At 55.2% G+C, this 18,007-nt stretch carries 16 protein-coding genes; 5 read left to right on the forward strand and 11 right to left on the reverse strand.

Going from position 1 to position 18,007, the window contains the following annotated elements; genetic code table 11:
- The first annotated feature begins 133 nt into the window (after positions 1-133).
- The gene (gene norV, locus OGX83_RS22530; protein WP_008785624.1) at positions 134-1,582 is read left to right on the forward strand and encodes an anaerobic nitric oxide reductase flavorubredoxin; all 1,449 of its coding nucleotides are present in this window, start codon (positions 134-136) and stop codon (positions 1,580-1,582) included.
- Positions 1,579-2,712, forward strand: a complete 1,134-nt coding sequence (gene norW / locus OGX83_RS22535) for an NADH:flavorubredoxin reductase NorW (RefSeq protein ID WP_079934228.1) — start codon at positions 1,579-1,581, stop codon at positions 2,710-2,712. Before norV ends, norW begins: the two co-directional genes overlap by 4 nt.
- 161 nt (positions 2,713-2,873) lie before the next feature.
- Here the strand turns inward: norW and hypF are convergent, their stop codons facing one another.
- From hypF to OGX83_RS22550, 3 genes are all read right to left on the reverse strand, one after another.
- A complete protein-coding gene (gene hypF / locus OGX83_RS22540; RefSeq protein WP_286589224.1) occupies positions 2,874-5,114 on the reverse strand; it encodes a carbamoyltransferase HypF in 2,241 nt (746 codons plus the stop codon).
- Between the two features lie 143 nt (positions 5,115-5,257).
- Positions 5,258-5,803: an electron transport protein HydN gene (hydN, locus tag OGX83_RS22545; protein WP_003037366.1), complete on the reverse strand. Its 546-nt coding sequence runs from the start codon at positions 5,801-5,803 to the stop codon at positions 5,258-5,260.
- Between the two features lie 145 nt (positions 5,804-5,948).
- Entirely contained in the window at positions 5,949-6,962 is a 1,014-nt protein-coding gene (locus tag OGX83_RS22550; protein ID WP_079934226.1) for a LacI family DNA-binding transcriptional regulator, read from the reverse strand.
- 264 nt (positions 6,963-7,226) lie between these two features.
- Between OGX83_RS22550 and ascF the strand changes: the two genes are divergently transcribed.
- From ascF to OGX83_RS22565, 3 genes are all read left to right on the forward strand, one after another.
- Positions 7,227-8,681: a PTS cellobiose/arbutin/salicin transporter subunit IIBC gene (gene ascF, locus OGX83_RS22555; RefSeq protein ID WP_032944740.1), complete on the forward strand. Its 1,455-nt coding sequence runs from the start codon at positions 7,227-7,229 to the stop codon at positions 8,679-8,681.
- 22 nt (positions 8,682-8,703) lie between these two features.
- Entirely contained in the window at positions 8,704-10,128 is a 1,425-nt protein-coding gene (locus OGX83_RS22560) for a 6-phospho-beta-glucosidase (protein WP_032945485.1), read from the forward strand.
- Positions 10,129-10,300: 172 nt separating this feature from the next.
- Positions 10,301-10,540, forward strand: coding sequence for a SymE family type I addiction module toxin (locus OGX83_RS22565; protein ID WP_008785630.1), 240 nt, complete (start codon positions 10,301-10,303; stop codon positions 10,538-10,540).
- A gap of 56 nt (positions 10,541-10,596) precedes the next feature.
- Here the strand turns inward: OGX83_RS22565 and hycI are convergent, their stop codons facing one another.
- From hycI to hycB, 8 genes are read right to left on the reverse strand one after another with little or no spacing between them, the layout of a single operon-like run.
- On the reverse strand, positions 10,597-11,067 hold the full coding sequence (hycI, locus tag OGX83_RS22570) for a hydrogenase maturation peptidase HycI (RefSeq protein ID WP_003037382.1): 471 nt from the start codon (positions 11,065-11,067) through the stop codon (positions 10,597-10,599).
- On the reverse strand, positions 11,060-11,470 hold the full coding sequence (locus OGX83_RS22575) for a formate hydrogenlyase maturation HycH family protein (protein ID WP_003037385.1): 411 nt from the start codon (positions 11,468-11,470) through the stop codon (positions 11,060-11,062). The genes hycI and OGX83_RS22575 overlap by 8 nt, the downstream gene beginning before the upstream one ends.
- Positions 11,467-12,234 carry a formate hydrogenlyase subunit HycG gene (hycG, locus tag OGX83_RS22580; protein ID WP_003037388.1) on the reverse strand — a complete coding sequence of 256 codons (768 nt, stop codon included), beginning with the start codon at positions 12,232-12,234 and terminating at the stop codon, positions 11,467-11,469. Before hycG ends, OGX83_RS22575 begins: the two co-directional genes overlap by 4 nt.
- Complete coding sequence (locus OGX83_RS22585) at positions 12,234-12,776, reverse strand: formate hydrogenlyase complex iron-sulfur subunit (RefSeq protein WP_003825918.1); 543 nt, start codon at positions 12,774-12,776, stop codon at positions 12,234-12,236. Before OGX83_RS22585 ends, hycG begins: the two co-directional genes overlap by 1 nt.
- A 9-nt stretch (positions 12,777-12,785) precedes the next feature.
- Entirely contained in the window at positions 12,786-14,495 is a 1,710-nt protein-coding gene (hycE, locus tag OGX83_RS22590; protein WP_003037393.1) for a formate hydrogenlyase subunit HycE, read from the reverse strand.
- Positions 14,496-14,512: 17 nt separating this feature from the next.
- The gene (locus tag OGX83_RS22595) at positions 14,513-15,436 is read right to left on the reverse strand and encodes a respiratory chain complex I subunit 1 family protein (protein WP_003825914.1); all 924 of its coding nucleotides are present in this window, start codon (positions 15,434-15,436) and stop codon (positions 14,513-14,515) included.
- A gap of 2 nt (positions 15,437-15,438) precedes the next feature.
- Complete coding sequence (gene hycC, locus OGX83_RS22600) at positions 15,439-17,265, reverse strand: formate hydrogenlyase subunit 3 (protein WP_003825912.1); 1,827 nt, start codon at positions 17,263-17,265, stop codon at positions 15,439-15,441.
- Positions 17,262-17,873, reverse strand: coding sequence for a formate hydrogenlyase subunit HycB (gene hycB / locus OGX83_RS22605; RefSeq protein WP_003825909.1), 612 nt, complete (start codon positions 17,871-17,873; stop codon positions 17,262-17,264). Before hycB ends, hycC begins: the two co-directional genes overlap by 4 nt.
- Between the last annotated feature and the right edge of the window lie 134 nt (positions 17,874-18,007).

Below are 18,007 nucleotides of genomic sequence, written 5' to 3' on the forward strand. Positions count from 1 at the left end.
TCATTTTGACTACCACTTAATAAGCAGAAAACAATAAAACCATTAAAATCAAAAAGATAAAAAGTTGGCACGCAACCTGCAATAAGCAAAACATCTTTTTTAGAAAAACGCTGAATTAATTACTGAGGTTGCTATGTCTATTCTGGTTAAAAATAACATTCATTGGGTTGGCCAACGTGACTGGGAAGTTCGTGATTTCCACGGGACTGAATACAAAACGCTGCGCGGCAGCAGCTACAACAGCTATCTCATCCGTGAAGAAAAAAATGTCCTGATCGATACAGTAGACCACAAGTTTAGCCGTGAATTCGTGCAGAACCTGCGCAGTGAAATTGACCTCGCGGATATCGACTACATCATCATTAACCACGCGGAAGAAGACCATGCAGGGGCGCTGACTGAGCTGATGTCCTGCATCCCGGACACGCCGATTTACTGCACAGCCAACGCCATTGACTCCATCAACGGGCATCACCATCACCCGGAGTGGAATTTCAACGTGGTGAAAACCGGTGATTCACTGGACATCGGTAACGGCAAACAGCTGATCTTCGTTGAAACGCCAATGCTGCACTGGCCTGACAGCATGATGACCTACATGACCGGCGACGCGGTGCTGTTCAGTAACGACGCCTTCGGCCAGCACTACTGCGACGAACGTCTGTTTAACGACGAAGTTGACCAGACCGAACTGTTCGAACAGTGCCAGCGTTACTACGCCAACATTCTGACACCGTTCAGCCGTCTGGTTACACCGAAAATTACTGAGATCCTCGGCTTCAACCTGCCTGTCGATATGATTGCTACTTCCCACGGCGTGGTATGGCGCGACAACCCGACGCAAATCGTGGAAATGTATCTGAAATGGGCGGCGGATTATCAGGAAGACCGCATCACCATTTTCTACGACACCATGTCCAACAACACCCGCATGATGGCGGACGCCATAGCCCAGGGCATCAATGAAGTTGACCCGAACGTGGCGGTGAAAATCTTTAACGTCGCCCGTAGCGATAAGAACGAAGTTCTGACTAACGTCTTCCGCTCTAAAGGCGTGCTGGTCGGTACTTCGACGATGAACAACGTGATGATGCCAAAAATCGCCGGTTTGGTGGAAGAGATGACCGGCCTGCGTTTTCGTAACAAACGCGCCAGCGCCTTTGGCTCACACGGCTGGAGCGGCGGCGCAGTAGACCGTTTGTCTACGCGTTTGCAGGATGCTGGTTTCGAAATGTCGCTGAGCCTGAAGGCGAAATGGCGTCCGGACCTGGATGCGTTGGAACTGTGTCGCCAGCACGGCCGTGAAATCGCGCGTCAGTGGGCGCTTGCGCCACTGCCGGAAACAACCGTGAAAGCCGCATCCAAAGAAGAAGAATGCGCTTGCGCCGCTGCGGCTGCCGCCGATCTTGGCCCTAGCATGCAGTGCAGCGTGTGCCAGTGGATTTACGACCCGGCAAAAGGTGAACCGCTGCAGGATGTTGCGCCGGGAACGCCGTGGAGCGACGTGCCTGACAACTTCCTGTGCCCGGAATGTTCATTAGGTAAAGACGTCTTCGACGTCCTGGCAACGGAGGCAAAATGAGCCGCGGAATTGTCATTATTGGTTCGGGCTTCGCCGCCCGCCAGTTAGTCAAAAATATCCGTAAGCAGGATGCAAATGTCCCGCTGACCCTGATTGCTGCGGACAGCATGGATGAGTACAACAAGCCCGATCTCAGCCATGTTATCAGTCAGTCACAGCGTGCAGACGACCTCACCCGCCAGTCGGCGGGGGAGTTTGCCGAACAGTTTAATTTGCGTCTGTTTCCGCACACCTGGGTAACCGACATCGATGCTGATGCCCACGTAGTGAAAAGCCAGGATCAGCAGTGGCAGTACGACAAACTGGTGCTGGCGACAGGCGCGTCAGCCTTTGTACCGCCGGTTACCGGACGTGAGTTAATGCTCACATTGAACAGCCAACAAGAGTATCGCGCTTGTGAAACACAGCTGCGTGATGCCCAGCGGGTACTGATTGTCGGCGGCGGCTTGATTGGCAGTGAACTGGCGATGGATTTCTGTCGTGCCGGTAAAGCGGTAACGCTTATCGACAACGCCGCCAGCATTCTGGCTTCGCTGATGCCGCCGGAAGTCAGCAGTCGCTTACAGCATCGTCTGACCGATATGGGCGTACACCTGCTGTTGAAATCACAGCTTCAGGGGCTGGAGAAAACGGCGTCAGGTATTTGTGCCACGCTCGATCGTAGCCGCAGCGTAGAAGTCGATGCGGTGATCGCCGCCACCGGTTTACGCCCGGAGACCGCACTGGCGCGTCGTGCCGGATTGAACATCAATCGTGGCGTCTGCGTCGATAGCTACCTGCAAACCAGCCACCCGGACATTTTTGCTCTCGGCGACTGTGCGGAGATTAACGGTCAGGTGCTCCCGTTCCTGCAGCCGATTCAGCTGAGCGCCATGTATCTGGCGAAAAACCTGCTCGGCGGCAATGCGCCATTGAAACTGCCAGCCATGCTGGTAAAAGTCAAAACGCCAGAACTGCCTCTGCATTTGGCCGGGGAAACCCAGCGCCGCGATCTAAACTGGCACATCGCCGCCGAAGCGCAGGGAATGGTTGCCAGAGGGATGAACGACGAGGGCCAGCTGTGTGCGTTTGTCGTCAGTGAAGACCGCATGAAAGAGGCCTTTGCGCTGCTGAAAACGTTGCCTGTGTAAGTCTGGGATGCCGGATGGTGCCGCTTCGCGTCTTACCCGGCCTGCGACTTTGCCCGGCAACGCTGCTACTGATTTATTAACCTCACGCACATGGATGTGCGTTGCCACTTGTCGGTATGCCCCGACATGTTTTTCTTGCCCCGCCAGTCCCGGGGCTTTTTTTATTTTTGCGCCAACGCTCGCGCTGCGGCAATCACGCCCTGCCCCAATGACAACCCGCCGTCGCCCGCCGGTAAACGCTGCGGGAACAGTAAGGTAAAATCACGCAGATAAAACGCCAGACGGGCCGACAATAAGCGGTTATGCATCACGCCACCGCTAAATACTAACGTCTTAATCCCGCGCGCTTCGGCCTGCATTCGCATCAGAGTGGCAAACCCACGCGCCAGCGCGTCGTGAAACGCCCACGCCCTTTCTGCTGGTTTGGCCTGCCAGTTCAGCCATTGCTGCCAAAAAACTGCTAAGTCCAGCTGATTGTCATCAAGCGGCACCGTGACTGGGTGATCCACGCCATCACATTGCGATGCCATCGCCTCAAGCGCACAGGCCGCTTCACCTTCATAACTCAATGATTCCGGTGCACATTGCAACGCGGCGGCAACGGCATCAAACAGTCGTCCGCACGATGACGCCAGCGGAGCGTTAATTCCCCGTTCAATAGCGCGCGCCAGCACGTTCCAGTTTTGATGTTGCAGCACCGATGTTTCCGGATAACGCTGCCAGTCAGGAACAAAACGCAGGCACTGCGCGAGCAGATTACGCCACGGCTGTTTTGCCGCCAGATCGCCGCCCGCCAGCGCTACCGCCGGTAAGCCGCCAAGGTGTTCGCATTCACGATAGTTAACCCGCAAACACTCTCCACCCCACAGCGCGCCGTTTTCCCCCATACCGATACCGTCTAGCGTCAGGGCAATCACATCACCGCCATTGAGCGGCCAGCCGTGCTCCGCAAGACACGCAGCGGCATGCGCATGGTGATGCAGCACCTTTTCAGTTGGCAGCTCCATTTCACTGGCCCATTGGCTGGAAACATAGCCAGGGTGTGCATCATGCACGATACGCTGCGGCGTAAAGTCATAAATGTTCTGGATCAGGCGTAGCGCATCACGCCACTGTTGCTGAATACCGTCATCGCTAAGATCGCCCAAATGCTGGCTGATAACCGCCTGCTCGCCGCGCACCAGACAGAAAGTATTTTTCAGATCAGCACCTAAGCACAGCATCGGCGGCACGTCGCGAAATCCTGGTGGTAGTGCGACCGCATCCGGCACATAACCTCGGGAACGACGCAGCATTTCCCCACTGTCACGCACCACGGAGTCATCCATCCGCTGCACAATTTCGCGATTATGCAGCAGGAAACCGTCGGCAATGTCATGTAAATCTTCCAGCGCCTGGGCGTTAGTAATGGCCGGAGGCCTGCCGCTGAGGTTGCCAGAGGTCATCACCAGCGGACAATTCATCTCTTGTAAGAGTAAATGCTGTAACGGATTCGCTGGCAGCATGACGCCAACCTCCGTTAACCCCGGCGCAATGCCCTCGCTCAATGCAGCGACATAGCGTTTCTGCACCAGCACGATCGGCGCAGCAGGGGTAGTCAGCAAACGACGAGCGGGTTCAGGCAATCCCTCATCAGAGGGCAGCATCACTGCCAGAGGTTTCGCCGGACGGTGTTTGCGCAGCCTGAGTAGCGCTACGGCGTTATCATTTCGCGCATCGCACACCAGATGAAACCCACCAATGCCTTTAACCGCCACAATACCGCCTGCTTTCAGCCGCGATACCGCCGCCTGCAGCGCCACTTCTTTCTCCGCTCGCTCACCCGCACAGAACCACTCCAGATGAGGGCCGCATGCCGGACAAGCCACTGGCTGGGCGTGGAATCGACGGTCGTACGGATCGCGATACTCTTTGTCACATTGCGCGCAGAGTGGGAATGACGCCATTACGGTAAACGGACGATCGTAGGGCATGGCGCGAATAATCGTAAAACGCGGACCACAGTGGGTGCAGTTGATAAAGGGGTAGCGGTAACGACGTTCGCCGGGGGTGTTCATTTCAACAAGGCATTCGGGACAGGTCGCGGCGTCCGGAACGATTTGCGTATTCATCGTACCGCCAGCACTTTGACGAATCGAGAAATCGGCAGGCTGCTGCGTCCAGGCGAATGGTTCGCTCTCAACGCTGTCAATGCGCGCCAGCGGTGGGCAGTGTTGATGCAACTGCGCAATAAATTCCGCCGGATCTTCCTGTAAGCGCACAACCACACCGTCACCGTCGTTACACACATCGCCATGCAGTTGTAAGCGCTGCGCCAGTTGCCAGACGTAGGGGCGAAATCCGACGCCCTGTACTTTGCCGCGAATACGCAGCTGTACGCCGGAGTGGTTGTTTATTGTCATTAAGTCGTTCCCGCAGTCATCTATCCCGGTTTGCCTGATGGCGCTACGCTTATCAGGCCTACGTGGATGCGAACAGTAGGCCGGATAAGGCAAAGCCGCCATCCGGCATAAGTACTACCGTATTTTACGCGGATTTTCAGCTATCAGAACAGCAAAGATGCGGTGGAATCCAGCGCGGCGCGACGACGTTTTTCCGCGCTCAGTTGCTCAAGCTTATTGCGATCCACATATATCAGTGCGTGAGTCGGGCACACTTCCATACAGGCAGGACCGGCCTCACGATGGTGGCACAGGTCGCACTTATTGGCTTCAGCTTTTTCTGCACGGACGTTCAGACCTGCGCCGCTGTTACGCACGACCGGACGCACGACCACTTCCATTGCGCCGTAAGGACAAGCCACAACGCAGGTTTTACAGCCAATGCAGCGTTCCTGCATTACGTGGACAAAACCTTTATCACGGCTGATCGCACCGTTCGGACAGACGTTAGCGCACGGCGCGTCTTCGCACTGGCGGCACAGCGTCGCCGTGGAGACATTAACACCTTTGATGACGTGAATGCGGGGTAAAAAGGTTTCAGGGGTCAGCGATGCGCAGTCCTGGTTATCCTGATGGGATACCACGCAGGCCACTTCACAGGTACGGCAACCAATGCATTTATTGGCGTCTGCAATGATGAAACGGTTCATCAATTTCTCCAGCAATGACAGAATATCTGCCGAAGCATACACAAATCGTGCCAGAATTTAATTTGCTGTTTTTAAAGGAATTTAATTCTGAAGAACGCAAAAAGGGCGTGTCATCGTCACTAGTGACGATGACAAATGACAGCTGTCAGCGCGAAACGGGCGGCGCAACTGAGTCGCGCGCAATGAGTTCACCGGTGAAGGTCTTTGACGGCGTAAACGCCCCGTCACCTAACATAAAGATCAGGCGCCCAATCGTTTCCTGAATCATTTCTGTTACCGGGATTTTAACGCTGGAAAGCGCCGGAATAGTGTATGGCGCGAGGGCGATATCATCAAAGCCAATCACCGACACCTGTGCGGGAACGCTCACACCATGCTCGTGCAACTGCTTCATCGCGCCGATCGCCATATCGTCATTGCTGGCCACCAATGCGGTAAAATTGACCTTGCGCGAAAGCAAAGTATCCACACCCGCTGCGCCGCAGGCTGGCGTCCATTTCCCTTTAACAATCAGATCATTATTTAGCGCGATCCCATGATGTGCCAGCGCGTCTTTATAGCCTGAAAGTCGCTCCACGCCGGTTGGCGAATCCATCGAGCCGGTAATAAAACCAATCTCTTTATGCCCGGCGGCAATGAGCTGGGTAACGGCGTTAAAGCTGGTCTGCTTTTGATCGCACCATACGCTATGGCTACTGTTTTTCCGCAGGCGTCGATTAAGCACCATAATCGGCTGGCTGTGGGCATCGATGATGTCATCTATCTCATCCACGCTGAGAAAACGCGGATAAATCATAATCGCGTCACAGCGCAGGTCGAGCAGGTACTGGATCGCCTGGCGCTCTTCCTCAGCGCTATGCTTACCGTCAGCCAGTAACAGCTGGCGCCCTTTATCTTCCGCCATCCGCGCGGTATGAAACAGCAGTTCGCTGAAATAGACGCCGTGATAAAGGGTGTTTGTTACCACCAGACCCAGTGTCTGCGTGGTTTTCGCCGCGAGACTGCGCGCCAGCAAATTTGGACGGTAACCACTCTCTTCAATGGCCTGAAACACGCGGTCTTTGGTTTCCTGGCTGACATAGCCGTTTCCGGAAAGCACCCGGGAAACCGTCGCTTTCGACACTCCGGCACGCTTCGCCACCTCCAGCATCGTGGTCATATTACTCATCCCTTTTCTCTCAATGTGACGCAGTGTACTGCACCGTTTTGCCGCTGTCCTTGCTGCTAAATCGCAGACGCTGACATCTGGTGATCGGAGTCACAATTACAAAAATTGATCAAAATTAAATCTTGATCAGTTAATACAATTTAAACATTATTTTGTGGAACCGGTTTCCTATCTGCGTTTCATCAACCCAGAAAAGCGACCCACGTAAACGGATAAAAAATAACGTACTCTACTGATAAAACAGGATTAAATCCGATGTCCAAGAATTATGCAGCGCTGGCGCGCTCCGTTGTGACGGCTCTGGGAGGCGTCGACAACATAACAGCAGTGACCCACTGTATGACCCGTTTGCGTTTCGTTATCAAAGATGACTCGCAGGTCGACAGCGCAACGCTGAAAACCCTCACTGGCGTGCTGGGCGTGGTGCGCAACGAGAACCAATGTCAGGTGATTATCGGCAACACCGTTTCGCAGGCATATCGTGAAGTGGTCAGCCTGTTGCCTGCCAACATGCAGCCTGCTGAGCCGCAAATCAAACCCCGACTGACGCTGAAGCGGATTGGCGCGGGGATCCTTGATGCGCTGATCGGCACAATGTCGCCGTTGATCCCGGCGATTATCGGCGGATCAATGCTCAAGCTGCTAGCGATGGTTCTGGAAATGACCGGCGTGCTGGTGAAAGGATCGTCCACGCTCACCATTCTGACCGTCATTGGCGACGGTGCATTCTTCTTCCTGCCGCTGATGGTCGCCGCGTCGGCCGCTATCAAATTCAAAACCAACATGTCGCTGGCTATCGCCATCGCGGGCGTACTGGTGCATCCCAGCTTTATCGACCTGATGGCGAAGGCCGCGCAGGGTGAGCACGTTGAGTTTGCCCTGATCCCAGTGACGGCGGTGAAATACACCTACACAGTAATCCCGGCGCTGGTCATGACCTGGTGCTTGTCATACATCGAACGTTGGGTCGATCGTATAACTCCGGCGGTGACCAAAAACTTCCTCAAACCGATGCTGATCGTGCTGATCGCCGCCCCGCTCGCCATCGTCATCATTGGCCCGATCGGTATCTGGATCGGTAGCGCGATTTCAGCGCTGGTCTATACCATCCACGGCTATCTCGGCTGGCTGTCAGTGGCCATTATGGGCGCGCTGTGGCCGCTGCTGGTAATGACCGGTATGCACCGTGTCTTTACGCCAACCATTATTCAGACCATTGCCGAAACCGGAAAAGAAGGCATGGTGATGCCATCGGAAATTGGCGCCAATTTGTCGTTAGGTGGTTCATCGCTGGCAGTGGCATGGAAAACCAAAAACCCGGAGCTGCGCCAGACGGCGTTAGCGGCCGCCGCCTCAGCCATCATGGCGGGCATTTCCGAACCCGCGCTGTATGGCGTGGCAATCCGCCTGAAACGTCCGCTGATTGCGAGCCTTATCAGCGGTTTTATCTGCGGTGCTGTTGCTGGAATGGCCGGGCTTGCAAGCCACTCCATGGCGGCTCCAGGTCTGTTCACCAGCGTCCAGTTTTTCGATCCGGCCAATCCGATGACCATCGTTTGGGTATTTGGCGTGATGGCGCTGGCGGTAGTGCTTTCTTTTGTACTAACGCTGATTCTCGGCTTTGAAGATATTCCTGTCGAAGATGCAGCCGCGCAGGCCAGAAAAAACCAGGCCGCACAACCGGGCAATATCAATGGAGCCAGCATTTGACTGGTACGAACTGAGGTTAATTATGTCTGTTTTTCCGCAAGGATTTTTATGGGGCGGCGCACTGGCCGCCAACCAATCTGAAGGGGCATACCGGGAAGGCGGCAAAGGGCTGACTACCGTCGATATGATCCCCCACGGCACACACCGCATGCCCGTCAAACTGGGTCAGGAAAAGCGCTTTACGCTGCGGGATGACGAATTTTATCCCAGCCATCAGGCGATCGACTTTTATCATCGCTATAAAGAAGATATCGCGCTGATGGCGGAAATGGGGTTTACGGTTTTTCGTACTTCCATTGCCTGGAGCCGCCTCTACCCTAACGGCGACGAGCTGACGCCGAATGAAGACGGAATTGCGTTTTATCGGGCCGTGTTTGCCGAGTGTAAAAAATACGGTATTGAGCCATTAGTCACGCTGTGTCACTTCGATGTACCTATGCATCTGGTCACCGAGTACGGCTCCTGGCGTAACCGCAAAATGGTGGAGTTCTTTACCCGCTACGCCCGTACCTGCTTCGAGGCCTTTGACGGTCTGGTGAAGTACTGGCTGACGTTCAACGAAATCAACATCATGCTGCACAGCCCCTTTTCAGGCGCCGGGCTGGTATTTGAAGAAGGTGAAAATCAGGATCAGGTAAAATATCAGTCCGCTCACCACGAACTGATAGCCAGCGCCCTGGCGACTAAAATAGCCCATGAAATTAATCCGCAAAACCAGGTCGGTTGTATGCTGGCTGGCGGTAATTTTTATCCTTACTCGTGTAAGCCGGAAGATGTGTGGACCGCACTGGAAAAAGACCGTGAAAACCTGTTCTTCATTGATGTGCAGGCGCGCGGGGCCTACCCGGCATACTCTGCCCGCGTTTTTCGCGAAAAAGGCGTGGTAATCGAAAAAGCCCCGGAAGATGACGACATCCTGAAAAACACCGTCGATTTCGTCTCTTTCAGCTATTACGCATCGCGCTGCGCCTCCGCTGAAATGAACACGGGCAATACCAGCGCTGCCAACGTGGTGAAGTCGCTGCGTAATCCGTACATTGCCGCCAGTGAATGGGGCTGGGGAATCGATCCGCTCGGCCTGCGCATCACCATGAATATGATGTATGACCGCTACCAGAAACCGCTGTTTCTGGTGGAAAACGGGCTGGGAGCGAAAGATGAAATCGATGCTAACGGTGAGATCAATGACGACTATCGCATCAGCTATTTACGCGAACATATTCGCGCCATGGCAGACGCGATTGAAGATGGCGTGCCGCTGATGGGTTACACCACCTGGGGCTGTATCGATCTGGTTTCAGCCTCAACCGGTGAGATGAGCAAACGCTACGGTTTTGTGTATGTGGACCGCGATGACGCGGGCAACGGCACGCTGGCACGTACACGCAAGAAATCATTCTGGTGGTACAAAAAAGTCATCGCCAGTAACGGTGCCGATCTGGCATGACGGATCTGCCGGAGGGGGTTACAGCCTTCCGGCAGAAGTACATATTTTCATTTCATTTATTACATTCCGGATGTGGAATCGTCCTTCCAGTTTCAGGTTTGCCCTCCCCCTTTTTTACTGGCATTTTATTCAGTAGTTTTTAATCCTGGCCGTTCACCACAAGGAAGCGTGCATGTTTGATAAAAAGGGCAAAACAGCGGTGGCAATCACCAAACCGGTACGTCGCTTGAAAGTCAGCTATGTCAGAAAACGCCATGAAGATCCAAAAACGGGTTATACGCGACGAATCAGTCGTCACGCCTCACTCACGCTGAACGGCGACTGGCTGGAACAAGCTGGATTTCCGACCGGTACGGCAGTGAATGTATCAGTGATGCAGGGGAAATTAATTATTGAGCAGGCAATTGAATGACGAGGATACACTGGGAAAACAGGCCGGATGTCGTTCACATCCGGCACTGATACGGTTTACTCTTCTGGTGCTTCCAGCTCGGAGAATCCGCCGTGTCCTTCCCAACCGGCTAATCGCTGATAGACGGTATCAACCGCATCTTTGATCGGCTGTGTCATCGGGTAGTAAAAACCGACGATGTCCGGTTGAATGCCGAGGAAAATTACCTCACCAACATCGTCTTTCAGCTGATCTACCAGGTAGTTCAGCGGCATGTTGTGGGTGGTCATCATGAACATCTCGGCAATGTCATCAGGATCGATAATGCGGATTTCACCGGGGTTCAGCCCCATATCGGTGGCATCAACAATCAACAAACGTTGCGGACGCAGTTCACGAATGGCGACAATATCGTTCTCCGGCGCGCTACCGCCGTCAATGACAACCCAGTTGCCTTGAGGATTTGCAGCACACATTTCAGCCAGCAGCGGGCCCGCGCCGTCATCGCCCATCATGCTGTTACCCACACATAATAAAACGTCAGTCACGGTGTCTCCTCACCATCAGATAGATGGCGCTTTCCTGGTGTATGTCGTGCAGCATGCTAAGCATCAGCTTGCTCCACTCCTGCTGCTGCGGGGTCTGCACGGCACGCGCATCATCGAACGCGCGCGCCAGCATTTGTACATGGTTGAAATCGATAACGATCTCGCCGTATTTCGGCACGCCTTCCATTTTCCGGCGGGCTTCGCTTCCCTCAGCAAGGGTAGCAATCCATGCCAAATATTCGTCCCATGGACAAGTTAATGCCGCTTCCAGGCAATCGATGATCCCAAGGTGGTGACCAATCGCCAGGCTGTAATAGACAACCTGCTGCGCCTCAGCGGGCGTCGCATCGTTCTCATCAATAAATTTACGGCTCAGTTGACTGAACACCACCGTTTCACTCATCGGATACGCGCCTCTTCGACAACATGATTAAGATGCGTGACGATCTCGGTCAGACGCGGATCGTTTTCCGCTTCCAGCCAGCGCGCCACCTGATGCTCGCCCTGCCCTAACTGCGTCATATAGTCATCAGCAATCTGGCGACCATAGCGGTATCCCGCCAGACGGCGAGCCTCGCGATCCACCTTCACGCGCAGCGGCTGAACCATGTCCGGATGCAGAATTTCCGCCGGCTGTTCGTCCAGTTCACCCGGCGCACGCGCGTGAATTTTTTGCTCCAGCAGACCCAGCGCCATGGCAAAACCATACAGCGTTGCCGCAGGCGTCGGCGGACAACCTGGAATATACACGTCCACCGGTACGATTTTGTCCGTGCCGCCCCATACGCAGTATAAGTCGTGGAAGATACCGCCGCTGTTACCGCAGGCACCGTAAGAGATACAAATTTTCGGATCTGGCGCAGACTGCCAGGCGCGCAGTGCCGGAGAGCGCATGGCACGCGTTACCGCGCCGGTAAACAGCAGAATATCCGCATGGCGCGGCGACGGTACCACTTTGATACCAAAACGTTCGGCATCAAACAGCGGAGAAAGCGTGGCGAAAATTTCGATTTCACAGCCGTTGCAGCCGCCGCAGTCCACACGGTAAACGTACGCTGAACGCTTGATGCTTTTAAGCAGCGACGCTTTCATGCTGGCAATGGATTCATCCACCGTCATCGGTACCGGAATACCGTTGGCGTCACGTGGGCCTAATAAATTGCTCATCAGCTGGCCTCTTTCATATGGCGAGTCAGTTCAATACGGTCAGACGGCACCAGGCATTTCTGGCGCTTACAGTCCGGGCAGGTCTCAAAGCTTTCACGGTGGTTTTCCGCGCGGGTATCACCGTTGTGCTTAAGCAGCGCAATGGCGTAATCAATCTCTTTTTGCACCGCAAACGGACGGTTACATACGCGGCAATTGCACAGGCCAAAACGAGACTGCTGCAGGAAATCATCTTTCTTCCACACCGCCAGCTCATACTCCTGCGACAGCTTGATTGCCGCTGTCGGGCAGACTTCTTCGCAGCGGGCGCAGAAAATGCAGCGCCCAAGGTTGAACTGCCACGCCAGCTCATTGGTGACCAGATCGGTTTCTACCGTCAGCGCGTTCGACGGGCACGCATTCACACAGGCCGCACAGCCGATGCACTGCTGCGGATTATGTTCCGGTTTGCCACGGAAGTTTTTATCGACCGCAATCGGCTCCAGCGGATACGACGACGTCGGTGCCCCGGTTTTGATGACTTTTTTGATAAAGGTAAACATGGCGATTCCTTATTTCAGCGGCGAGTTTTTACGCTCGATGCTGTAGCGCTCAAGTTCTTTGTACGGCACGACTTTGCTCTTCTTCTTACGCACATCGACCACTGTCATACGGTCAGTACAGGAGTAGCAAGGATCGAGGCTACCGATAATCAGCGGGGCATCGGAAACGGTATTGCCACGCAGCATGTAGCGCAGCGTCGGCCAGTTGGCGTAAGTCGCCGCACGGCAGCGCCAGCGATACAGTTTCTGGTTGTCGCCGGTCATGCTCCAGTGGATGTCATCTCCACGCGGCGCTTCAGCAAAGCCCAGTGCGAAACGGTGAGGAATATAGGTAAAGCCTTCCACCATCAGCGGACCGCCCGGCAGGTTGTCCAGACCAAAGTCGATCATATTCAGCGCGGTGTAGACTTCATTAATACGGACTTTCAGGCGAGAAATAACGTCGCAGCCCTGCTCGCTGTGAACTTCCATCGGCAGCAGACCATAACCGACAAACGGGTGATCGGCGCGGGTGTCACGCGCGTGGCCGCTGGCGCGAACCATCGGGCCGACATTACTGAAGTCACGGGCAATTTCCGGATCAAGACGACCAATACCAACGGTACGCTGTTCCATGTTCGGCGTGCTGAGCAGCATATCGACCAGTTCCTGCACGTCACGACGCATCTGCTGCGCCAGTTGACGGGTCTGGATCATATCTTCTTTCAGCAGGTCACGACGAATACCGCCGATCAGGTTCAGACCGTAGGTTTTACGCGCCCCGGTGAGGATCTCCGCCATCTTCATCGACGTTTCACGCACGCGGAAGAACTGCATAAAGCCGGAGTCAAAACCGGTGAAGTGACAGGCCAGCCCGAGGTTCAGCAGGTGCGAGTGCAGACGCTCAACTTCCAGCAGAATGGCGCGGATCATCTGCGCACGTTCCGGCACCACGATGCCCATCGCATTCTCAACGGAGGTGGTATAAGCGGTGCTATGCGCAAAGCCGCAGATGCCGCACACGCGATCTGACAGGAACGTCACTTCGTTGTAACCCATGCGGGTTTCCGCCAGTTTCTCCATGCCGCGGTGGACATAGAACAGACGGTAATCGGCGTCGATGATGTTCTCACCGTCAACAAACAGGCGGAAGTGACCGGGTTCATCGGAGGTGACGTGCAACGGGCCAATCGGCACCACGTTATTTTTCTTGTCGCCCAGTTCGTTGATGAACTCGTAGGTTTCAGCATCGGTAGTCGGCGCCGGGCGCTGACGATAATCCATGCTGTCTTTACGCAGCGGATAGAGTTCGTCCGGCCAGTCATCCGGTAACACCAGACGGCGCTCATCCGGTAAACCAACCGGGATCAAACCGTACATGTCGCGCACTTCACGCTCGCCCCAGACCGCTGCTGGAACGCGCGGCGTGACGGACGGGAACTCCAGTTTATTGGCATCGACTTCAACGCGGACGGTTATCCAGCACTTGGTGCCCTGCTCCATCGACATCACGTAATAAACGGCGTAATGACCGCACAGCTGACGTTCGTCGTTACCAAACAGCACGGATAACCAGCCGCCCTGTTTGTAGTACAGGAACTCCACCACTTCCGGCAGGTAGTTCACCTTGACGGTGATCGTCAGCTGATCTTTGGTCTGCCAGGCTTCATCCAGCACCACGCCCGGAAAGGCCTGGTGCAGCGCAGCGAGATATTGTTGACCTAATTTTTCTTCAGACATGCTCAAACTCTCTTAAATCACGCCACCAGCAAGGAGACGAACGCTAAAAACGCAAACCCAAAACCGGCCCAGGTCACGCGTGAAGTGGCGCAAAAACGCAGACGCGCCATGCTGTTTTCGAACAGGGCGATGACCAGCACGCCGAGGACCAGCTTGACGACGGCAATCACCAGCGCCAGCAGCAGTCCACCGGCGGTGAAGGTTTCCATCTGTCCCCACGGCAGGAACACGCCAACGAACATTTGCAGAACGACCAGCTGTTTGAGGCTAATGCCCCACTTCAGCACGGCAAAACCGCTGCCGCTGTATTCGGTCAATGGACCTTCCTGCAGCTCCTGCTCTGCTTCCGCCAGATCGAACGGCAGTTTGCCCATTTCGATAAAGGTGGCGAAAGCACAGGCGCACAGTGCCAGAATCAGCGGAATGCTGCGCGCAGCAGGCCAGTGGTAAATGGTATCGGCGATATTGCTGATATGGGTTGAACCCGCAACCTGTGCCGCTACCCACAGCCCCAGCAGCAGGATAGGTTCAACCAGCACACCGAGCATCGCTTCACGGCTGGCGCCAATGGCGGTAAACGGGCTACCGGTATCCAGTCCCGCGATAGAGAAGAAGAAACGGGCAATGGCGAACAGGTAAATTAAGGTGATCAGATCGCCCAGTTGTGGCAGCGGCGAGCCAACGGTCACTACCGGCAACGCAGTGGCGATAGTCAGCATCACGCCCACCATCACAAACGGCGTCAGGCGGAAAACCCAGCTGGAATCCGCAGGCGCAATGCTCTGACGGCCCAGCAGTTTGATAATGTCGCGGTATTCCTGCAAAACGCCCGGACCGCGGCGATTGTGCAAACGCGCACGCGCCACGCGGGTAACACCGGACAGCAGCGGCGCAACGGCAAACAGCACCAGCGCCTGAATTAACGGATATAAAACACTCATTCTCAGGCTCCTCGTGAAACCACAATCACCACCAGCACCGCCAGCTCAATCAGCGCCAGGCGACGGAACAGCACCGGTGCAGCCGCATTCTGCCAGCCCGGAACCAGTGATACCGGGTTCAGCCATTTACGCAGTTTGAGTACCGGGGCAAAGGCTTCTTTCACCGGCATGGCAAAACCGTGCGCGGTAATCACCATTGACTGCTCGTGATCGTAACCACACACCCATGCCGCACCGCGTGAACGCGACGGCAGACGGTTGCCTTTGAAAATGGCCATGATGATGAACGGCAGCAGCGGACACGCGATCAGCAGCAGCGTGATCATTGGCTGAGAAACGGTGGTGTTCGCGGTTTCCAACGGCAGCGGAACGGCAGAGGAGATCATCGGCAGCAGCCACGGCGCAGCAACGCCGCCAATCACGCAGCAGATAGCCAGCGCGACGACGCTCACTCCCATCAGGATTGGCGCGCAGCAGGCATTTTCAGCTTCCTTCGTGCGCGGTGCGCCAAGGAACGTAACGCCATAGACTTTCGCCATACACATCACCGCCAGCGCGCCGGTAATTGCCAGCCCTACCGCCAGCAACGGTCCTAACAGGCTACCGACAAACGCGCCGCTGTTGCCAAGCTTAAAGAAGGATTGGTAGATAACCCACTCACCGGCAAAACCGTTCAGCGGCGGCAGTGCGGCCATCGCCATCAGACCAACCAGCATCGCCAGCGAGATAACCGGCATACGTTTACCGATACCGCCCAGTTTTTCGATATCACGATGACCGGTACGGAACCAGATGCTGCCTGCGCCCAGGAACAGAACGCTTTTGAACAGGCTGTGGTTTACCAGGTGGTACAGACCGCCGGTCAAACCCAGCGCAATCAGTGCCGGTTGATTCAGGGAAATTCCGGTCACGCCAGCGCCCAGACCCAGCAGAATAATGCCGATGTTTTCCAGCGTGTGGTACGCCAGCAGGCGCTGGATATTGTGTTCCATCAGCGCATACAGACCACCAACAAACGCGGTGATCATGCCCAGCACCAGCAGCGTAATCCCCCACCACAGCGGCGCGTTACCGCCCAGCAGCGACAGGGAGAGAATACCCAACAGACCAACCTTCATGACGACGGTAGAGAACAGCGCCGCAGCCGGTGCGCTGGCATTGGCGTGTGCCTGTGGCACCCAACCGTGGAGCGGAATAATCCCGGCCAGCAGGCCAAAACCTGCCACGCCCAGCAGCCAGATGTCAGATCCGAGCGGCAGCTCCTGGGTGCGCAGGTCTAGCAGACGCAGCTCCAGAGTGCCGTAACGTTGCCACACCAGGTAGCAGGCGACCGCCAGCAGCAGCGTACCAATACGCCCCAGCGCAAACCACAGTTTGCCTTCTTTACTGCATCCGGTGAGGAACACGGCACACAGCGCCATGATTTCCGCCATCACCACCAGCGTACCGAGGTTGCTGGCAACCACCGCACATACCGCCGCGGCCATCAGCAGATTCACCAGCAGGCCGTTAGCTTTCACCTGAGGATGACGATGCCAGTCAATGTTGTACAGGCTGACAAACAGGCCGCACAGGCCCAGTGTAATCAGCCAGATAGCATTAAGCGGAGTAATTTGCAGACTGTGACCAATAAACGGCATCACGCCGCTCACTGCCAGCGCATTAGTCAGAACGGTAAAACCCGCGGCTGCCGTACACAGGCTGCCGACTGCACCGCCAACCCCAGCAATCCATCCGCTCAGCGATTTATGAAATGAAAACAGAAATGCCAGAACCGCAGCCGCTGTAAACCAGGCTACGCCGCTGTTAATCAGTGAAATTGCGCTCATTTTGCATCCCCACTCTGAGCCTGCTGAAACAAGGTGAGATCGCCGAAATCGGTATTGAAAGTCAGCTCTCGCTTACGTTTGCTGGCGCGGGCGATATCCATGTTGCTCACCAGATGCAGGGCTTTGGTCGGACACATGCGCACGCAGGCAGGACCTTGCTCGTCAAAACTACACAGATCGCATTTCACCGCGATGGCACGAACGCCAGGAACCCAGTCCAACAGCGAACTCACGCGAGCAGGCGCTGGCGGAGCCGGAGGCGCTTTTGGCGTATTGGCGTTTGCCGGAATGTGTAGCGGACGGCTACCGGAAAACTCTATCGCGCCAAACGGACAAGCGATCCCGCACAGTTTGCAGCTTACGCACAGGCTTTCGTTCAGCTGTACGGCGCCATCAACGCGGTTAATGGCATTAACCGGACACACGGTGGCGCAAGGCGCATCTTCACACTGGTGGCAAAGCTGCGGCGCGGATTCTTTTTCATTTAACATCACTTTCAGGCGCGGCATTGACTGCAGGCCATGCTGGCGATGTGTCTCTGAGCAGGCGGCTTCACAGGTGTGGCAGCCAATACAAAGAGTGGAGTCAGCAATTACAAAACGATTCACCAGGCATTCCTCAGGTGATAGTCATTTTTGACGAAAACATGTCTACCAAATGTCATTTCGACATTTTTCGACATGCCCATTCCCTAAAACGTCGTGACGCAGTATGTAGACCGCACCATGACAAAGTGGGCAGC

It is taken from the genome of Citrobacter sp. Cpo074, assembly GCF_030332745.1.
GTDB classification, from domain to species: Bacteria; Pseudomonadota; Gammaproteobacteria; order Enterobacterales; family Enterobacteriaceae; genus Citrobacter; species Citrobacter portucalensis.

Bases quoted from the DNA above. Each gene is read 5' to 3' on its own strand.
- hypF (WP_286589224.1), bottom strand. From the start codon at position 5,114: ATGACAATAAACAACCACTCCGGCGTACAGCTGCGTATTCGCGGCAAA.
- OGX83_RS22565 (WP_008785630.1), top strand. From the start codon at position 10,301: ATGTTTGATAAAAAGGGCAAAACAGCGGTGGCAATCACCAAACCGGTA.
- hycE (WP_003037393.1), bottom strand. From the start codon at position 14,495: ATGTCTGAAGAAAAATTAGGTCAACAATATCTCGCTGCGCTGCACCAG.
- hydN (WP_003037366.1), bottom strand. From the start codon at position 5,803: ATGAACCGTTTCATCATTGCAGACGCCAATAAATGCATTGGTTGCCGT.
- OGX83_RS22575 (WP_003037385.1), bottom strand. From the start codon at position 11,470: ATGAGTGAAACGGTGGTGTTCAGTCAACTGAGCCGTAAATTTATTGAT.
- hycC (WP_003825912.1), bottom strand. From the start codon at position 17,265: ATGAGCGCAATTTCACTGATTAACAGCGGCGTAGCCTGGTTTACAGCG.
- norW (WP_079934228.1), top strand. From the start codon at position 1,579: ATGAGCCGCGGAATTGTCATTATTGGTTCGGGCTTCGCCGCCCGCCAG.
- OGX83_RS22595 (WP_003825914.1), bottom strand. From the start codon at position 15,436: ATGAGTGTTTTATATCCGTTAATTCAGGCGCTGGTGCTGTTTGCCGTT.
- OGX83_RS22550 (WP_079934226.1), bottom strand. From the start codon at position 6,962: ATGACCACGATGCTGGAGGTGGCGAAGCGTGCCGGAGTGTCGAAAGCG.
- hycG (WP_003037388.1), bottom strand. From the start codon at position 12,234: ATGAGCAATTTATTAGGCCCACGTGACGCCAACGGTATTCCGGTACCG.
- ascF (WP_032944740.1), top strand. From the start codon at position 7,227: ATGTCCAAGAATTATGCAGCGCTGGCGCGCTCCGTTGTGACGGCTCTG.
- norV (WP_008785624.1), top strand. From the start codon at position 134: ATGTCTATTCTGGTTAAAAATAACATTCATTGGGTTGGCCAACGTGAC.
- OGX83_RS22560 (WP_032945485.1), top strand. From the start codon at position 8,704: ATGTCTGTTTTTCCGCAAGGATTTTTATGGGGCGGCGCACTGGCCGCC.
- OGX83_RS22585 (WP_003825918.1), bottom strand. From the start codon at position 12,776: ATGTTTACCTTTATCAAAAAAGTCATCAAAACCGGGGCACCGACGTCG.